The following is a 5,814-nucleotide window of genomic DNA, read 5'->3' as shown; positions in this document are numbered from 1 at the left end:
CCTCGGACAGATCCAGTACCTCTTCAACCGCCGCTACAACCTGAGAACCATCCTGCTTCGGCTGGCCCGCGACGCTGCTCAGGCCGCTCCGCACCCCCTCAAGACGACTCGCGCAGCTGAGGCAGCTTGCTGATCAGGTGGCCGCAAGGCCGACCGCACGCCGGAGGAAGCGCGCATGCCTCTGTTGTACCTGCCCTACGTGCCCAGCCGCTTCGAGGCGTTCCTGCTCGAAGGCCGGCACATCCGAGCCGACGTGCATGAGTGGCTGGCCGCACGCCTGCCCCGATCCTCACGTCTCGGATCGCGCCTGAGCTGAAAGGCCCAGGCGCCCACGCATCTGCCGTAGAAGGGCGACGCTCACAGATCCGGGGTTCGTGAACCCCGCCGGTGGGCGGTACCCGGGCTCTGGCCTGTCGGTACCGCCCATGCCGCGTCGCACGGAAGCGGCGGATTCCTGGCCCTCGATGGATCGCAGCTCGCGCTGCCAGGTTCGATTCCTGGAGGGCCTCCACTGGATGGCTCAGTCGGGTAGAGCAACGACCTGATAAGTCGTCTGTCGCGGGTTCGACTCCCGCTCCAAGCACCAGCAACCGGTCGCAAGACCACCTGCCGCGACAGCGGCGGCCGCCCGTACGACGGGCAAGCGGGACTTCGACGCCGCAGCCAGCCGAGGAGGTCTTCAGGGAGGAGACCGCCGACGCCCGCTGCGGTGTTCGCACCCTGGCATCCGTCGCCCGCGACCGCCCCTGAAGCGGCACCCCCATTCAACACACGCTCGAAAAAGGAGAACACCATGAAGATCCAGCGTGTCACCGTGAAGAAGAACGAGCGCGGACTGCTGCTGCGCAACGGCGACTTCGATCATGTGCTGCAACCGGGCACGCACTGGCTCGTTGCCGGCCTGGACCGGCTGGAGGTCGAGCGCTTCGCACTCGAGCAGCCGACGTTCACGCACACCATCGCCGAGTACCTGCTGGCTAAGGAGCCGCAGGTCGTTGCGACCGAGTTCGTGCGCGTGGAGCTGAACGAGCACCAGGTCGGCCTGCGCACCGAGAACGGCACGCTGGTCGAAGTGTTGGCACCGGCCACCCGTCGCCTGTACTGGAAGGGCCTGGTCAACGTGCAGGTCGAGGTGATCGACATCGCGGCCTCGGCGGAGGTGGCGGCGCCCGTAGTGTCGCGGCTCTTGCAGACGCAGCTTCGCCAGCGCTCCGTGCAGGGCCTGGCCGGCGTGCTGCAGGTGCAGGTGCCCGACCACGGCGCCGGCATCTTGTCGGTCGACGGCAAGGTCGAGCGGCTGCTGGCGGCGGGTTCGTACGCGTTCTGGAAGTTCAACCGCAACGTCGCGGTCGAGCTGGTGGATCTGCGGCTACAGGCGCTGGAAGTCACGGGCCAGGAGATCCTGACCCGCGACAAGGTGGCGCTGCGGCTGAACCTGTCGGCCACGTGGCGCTACGCCGATGTGCTGAAGGCATTCAGGGAACTGGCCAAGCCCGCGGAACACCTGTACCGCGAGCTGCAGTTCGGCCTGCGCGCGGCCGTGGGCACGCGTTCGCTCGACGAGCTGCTGGAGAACAAGACGGTCATCGACGAGGTCGTGACCGCCCAGGTCACCGCCAAGCTGGCCGGCTACGGCCTGCAGCTGGACGGCGTGGGCGTGAAGGACATCGTGCTGCCAGGCGAGATGAAGACCATCCTCGCCCAGGTGGTGGAGGCCGGCAAGGCCGCCGAGGCCAACGTGATCCGCCGCCGCGAAGAGACCGCCGCCACGCGCTCGCTGCTCAACACCGCGAAGGTGATGGAGGGCAACCCCGTCGCGCTGCGCATGAAGGAACTCGAGACGCTGGAACGCGTGGCCGAGCGCATCGACAAGATCTCCGTGATCGGGGGTCTGGACCAAGTTCTCAACGGGCTGGTGAAGCTCCGTTGAGCGTTGGGGGAGGCTGCATCGGCAGCCTCCCCTGGACTGGGAGAATGAATCATGGGAACCAACTACATCCACGAGGACGTGGGTGGCGGCGTGCCGCTGAAGATGTGGACGCGCGGCGTGCCCGTCGAAGACGAGGCGAAGCGCCAGCTGACCAACGCCGCGCGCCTGCCCATCGTCTACCCGCACATCGCGGCGATGCCTGATGTGCACTTCGGCATCGGCGCGACCGTGGGCTCGGTGATCCCGACGCTGAAGGCCATCATCCCGGCTGCGGTGGGGGTGGACATCGGCTGCGGGATGATGGCCGCCAAGACCACCCTGCGCGCGGAAGACCTGCCGGACAATCTGGCGCCGCTGCGTTCGGCCATCGAACGCGCGGTGCCGCACGGCCGCCAGCCCGGCAGCCGTGACCCCGGTGCGTGGCAGAAGCCGCCGGGCAGCGTGAACACGGCGTGGTCGCAGCTGGAGCCGGAGTTCACCGAGCTGTGCCGCGACTATCCGAAGCTGGCCAAGACCAACCACATCCAGCACCTGGGCACGCTGGGTACGGGCAACCACTTCATCGAGGTGTGCCTGGACGAGGAAGGCTTCGTGTGGTTCATGCTACACAGCGGCTCGCGAGGCGTGGGCAACTTCATCGGCACGATGTTCATCGAGCTGGCCAAGCAGGACGCGCTGCGCCAGAACGCCAACCTGCCCGACCGCGACCTGGCCTACTTCGAGGAAGGCTCGCGCTACTTCGGCGACTACGTGCGCGCCGTGGGCTGGGCGCAGAAGTTCGCCGCCATCAACCGCGAGGTGATGATGAAGCGCGTGATCGAAGCCGCGAAGACGGTGATCCACAAGCACTTCCAGAGCCACGTGGAGGCGGTGAACTGCCACCACAACTACGTGAGCCGCGAGCACCACTTCGGCAAGGACGTGTACGTCACGCGCAAGGGCGCGGTGAGCGCGAAGGCCGGGCAGCTGGGCATCATCCCCGGCAGCATGGGCGCGCGCAGCTACATCGTGCGCGGCAAGGGCCACCCGGAATCGTTCGAGAGCTGCTCGCACGGCGCTGGGCGCGTGATGAGCCGCGGCGAAGCCAAGCGCCGCTTCACACTGGCCGACCACCGCGCCGCGACCGAAGGTGTCGAATGCCGCAAGGACAAGGACGTGCTCGACGAGACGCCCGCGGCCTACAAGGACATCGACGCCGTGATGGAAGCGCAGCGCGACCAGGTCGACGTGGTGCACACGTTGAAGCAGGTGGTGTGCGTCAAGGGCTGAGCAGCCCATGGCCAGTGTCGAGGGGCACCTTGCGCGAGCGGGGTGCCCCTTCTTCGTTTCCGGGCTGGCTGCTAGGGACTCCCATGCAGCGGTTGCGGTCTGTCGGCGCCGGCCCTCGAACTCACGGTCTTGGACATCTTGCAGTCGTTCGGCAAAGTACCGGCTGGCGCCACCACCGGCCGCTTGCGGGGGTGCTGCTGACATTGCCGGCGACCGCGGTGGCGGCTGGAGGCCCCGACCCTTCAACCCACATGAAGCCTCGTCGCCGCCAGGGCGAATAACTGCTCATCCTCGGCGCGACGGGTCACTACCGACCCCAAGCGGGCGTTGAGGGCACTGGGACCTGGTCGTCCGCTCTGGCTACAAAAGGGGGGCACTCGCCTCGAGCTCTTGAGTGCTCAAGCACCCGCAGCTCCCCGTCCGTCTGCGCATCCAACTCGATCGTCTTTGCAACCCGCATCGCCCACCTCCTGGGCGGTTGCAGTATGCCGGGTCAGTTACGTTCTACGATTTGGCGCGCACCACCCTAGGCCCAGGCATTGCGCGGATTGGGGCTGCTGAATTGCGCTGACGTGCCGCTTGAACTCCTTCAGCAGCCTGCCCTGGGGCTTGGTCTTCCGGTGAACCATGCGGATACGGCTGAACAAGTCGCCGCAGGGCGCAAGGAGCCTGGCCGGGATGCCTTCGAACAGGTTGCGTGTGAAGACCAGGTTATCGTCACTCAAGGACAGGATGTCGGACTGGTGTCGCCTTGAGCCGTGGGCCCAGATGCCGCATTCGAGCAAGACGTTGGCGTGTTCCGCCGCGTCTACCCCGAGGTGCTGAGGCTGTATGAAAGCCCGGCCGTACTCCGCGGCCTGTCTCACCTCTTCCACCATTGGGGCACCACGCCCTGCCCGGTCTCTCTTCTTGGGGATGGCGCGTCAGCAGCCGCTGCGCGAACATCTGCTTTTGACCCGAGGAGATGACCCATGGCTAGAAAGAAGTCACCCGCCAAGCCGAACGCTGCCGGGCGCGCACCCGGCGAGGAGTCCACAGCGCCCTTGCAGCGCAAGTGTGGCTGCATGTCGGTCCACTACTGGTTGTTCGAGCAATCAGCAAGCTACCGCAGCGCGCAGACGGAACTGGAGCACGCCTTCATGGCGTCGCGGCGGTCCGCAAGGGTCGAGCGGACCAAGCCTTACGTCATCAACGTCGTCATCCACATCCTGCAGTCTCCGGGGATTGGCAAGGTCACGCCGGCGCAGATCGCCGCGCAGATGAAGACCCTCAACAAGGATTTCCGCGCCAAGAACACCGATCGCGGGAAGGCACCTGCAGTCTGGAAAGGGCTCGTGGCAGATGCGATGGTGGAGTTCAAGCTGGCAACCAAGGAACCTGGCGGCAAAGCCACGTCTGGCGTCCTCTACGTGCCGACGCAACAGGCCATGTTTGGCCAGAACGACTCGATGAAGGACCCGGCACGCGGCGGCAGCGCGCCGTGGCCGACCGACCGTTACTTGAACATCTGGGTCTGTGCGCTGAAGGACGGCTTGCTCGGCTACGCCCAGTTCCCCGGCGGCCCGGCGGGTACCGACGGTGTGGTGATCTCGGTCAACGCCTTTGGTACGGGCGGTACTGCGCGGGCCCCCTTCAACAAGGGGAGAACCTGCACTCACGAAGTGGGGCATTACCTGAACCTGCGCCACATCTGGGGCGATACCCCTGATTGCTCAGGTGGCGACTCGGTCAGCGACACACCCAATGCCGAGGGCCCAAACTACGGTGTGCCGACGTTTCCCAGCGTCAGTTGCCAGAACGGGCCGAACGGGGACATGTTCATGAACTACATGGATTACGTCGATGACGCCGCGATGGTCATGTTCACGCCGGAGCAGGTGGCGCGCATGCATTCGACCTTGAACGGCCCGAGAAGCTCCTTGGTGTCATGAGCAGGCAGACGCTGCTGGGTCACTGGGTGCACGCCCACGAACGCGACACGGCGGGCGCCAAGGTCTACGTCGATGCAGCCGAGCCGCTGCCGCCCAGCCGTGGCCGGCAGCACTTGAGCTTCCGTCCTGACGGCACCTTCATCGAGGGCATGCCCGGACCAGACGACAGGCCCGCGCAAGCCAGCGGCAGCTTCAAGTTCTCGGGCGGAATGCTGACACTGCAGCGCGCCGACGGCAGCCAGCCGGTGGTGTACGAGGTCATCGTCGACAGCGAGAAGGCCTGCCTGCGGCTGAGCAAGCCGTAGCGCTCGGGATCCGGTCATGCGGTCCACCCGCTTGACCGAGAGCCTCGGAAACAGTCCGTCGCCACGGCTCTGAAGCGCCGGAACCACCGCGGCTCCTGCGCGATGTCGGCGCGCTTGACCTGTGCGCCTGGATGACCGCTGTCCAGCGCACGGCCGCGCTTCGTCGTCGGCTGCTCAGCGGCCGAGGCCGGGCCACAAGCCGTCGGTCGCCTCACACTCGCAGCTTTGGCCGCAGGGATTCCTGAATCCGTGACCCCAAAGCCCGCGACAGCCTGGCTGGTGCCGATGGCATCGACGATCGCGGTCCATCGTCCACTTGGGGCTGCAGCGCTGCTGCCGCGGTGCATGGGGCGGCTGTCGTGACCTCGCCGATCACGCT

At 66.5% G+C, this 5,814-nt stretch carries 6 protein-coding genes; all 6 read left to right on the top strand.

The features are described from left to right. Nucleotides 1–175 precede the first annotated feature (175 nt). On the top strand, nucleotides 176–316 hold the full coding sequence (locus O9280_RS17315; RefSeq protein ID WP_298345808.1) for a hypothetical protein: 141 nt from the start codon (nucleotides 176–178) through the stop codon (nucleotides 314–316). A gap of 477 nt (nucleotides 317–793) precedes the next feature. Further along, nucleotides 794–1,930: a slipin family protein gene (locus O9280_RS17310; protein ID WP_298345805.1), complete on the top strand. Its 1,137-nt coding sequence runs from the start codon at nucleotides 794–796 to the stop codon at nucleotides 1,928–1,930. A gap of 51 nt (nucleotides 1,931–1,981) precedes the next feature. Next, nucleotides 1,982–3,199: an RtcB family protein gene (locus O9280_RS17305; protein WP_298345802.1), complete on the top strand. Its 1,218-nt coding sequence runs from the start codon at nucleotides 1,982–1,984 to the stop codon at nucleotides 3,197–3,199. 572 nt (nucleotides 3,200–3,771) lie between these two features. Further along, on the top strand, nucleotides 3,772–3,954 hold the full coding sequence (locus O9280_RS17300; RefSeq protein WP_298345799.1) for a hypothetical protein: 183 nt from the start codon (nucleotides 3,772–3,774) through the stop codon (nucleotides 3,952–3,954). Nucleotides 3,955–4,170: 216 nt separating this feature from the next. Next, entirely contained in the window at nucleotides 4,171–5,130 is a 960-nt protein-coding gene (locus O9280_RS17295; protein WP_298345796.1) for a zinc metalloprotease, read from the top strand. Further along, on the top strand, nucleotides 5,127–5,435 hold the full coding sequence (locus O9280_RS17290; protein ID WP_298345793.1) for a hypothetical protein: 309 nt from the start codon (nucleotides 5,127–5,129) through the stop codon (nucleotides 5,433–5,435). The genes O9280_RS17295 and O9280_RS17290 overlap by 4 nt, the downstream gene beginning before the upstream one ends. Nucleotides 5,436–5,814: the final 379 nt, after the last annotated feature.

This window comes from Silanimonas sp., from assembly GCF_027531545.1.
Classification (GTDB): domain Bacteria; phylum Pseudomonadota; class Gammaproteobacteria; order Xanthomonadales; family Xanthomonadaceae; genus Silanimonas.
Note: the sequence above shows the minus strand (reverse complement) of the source record. Positions and strands in the feature narration are given on the sequence as shown.